Raw genomic sequence first — 248 nt, 5'->3', positions numbered from 1 at the left:
AGCGGAAAATCATACCTATTTCATCGATGATGCCAAATTATGGGTACATAATACCGATTGTGAAAATAAAACCACTAAAGCCTTAACTGGCAAAGAAACGGTAGATATTTTGCTTGAATATCAAGATGTACTACGAGAAGCAGCAACTGGGCAAGTCACCAAATCAGTCTATGCCAATTTACCTAAAGATAAAGAGGCACAAAAACTAAAACAAGCTGAAATAAAAGTAATTGAAGATGAGTTAAAGA

Annotated in this window: 1 protein-coding gene; it reads left to right on the top strand. The window is 34.7% G+C overall.

The window, feature by feature from the left end; genetic code table 11:
• Positions 1-248: hypothetical protein (locus tag LVY74_RS17715; RefSeq protein WP_237816157.1), on the top strand; the 248-nt coding region annotated here is incomplete at both ends.

The organism is Acinetobacter sp. ME22, assembly GCF_022012315.1.
GTDB lineage: Bacteria > Pseudomonadota > Gammaproteobacteria > Pseudomonadales > Moraxellaceae > Acinetobacter > Acinetobacter brisouii_A.
This window is presented reverse-complemented; position numbering and strand designations above follow the sequence as displayed.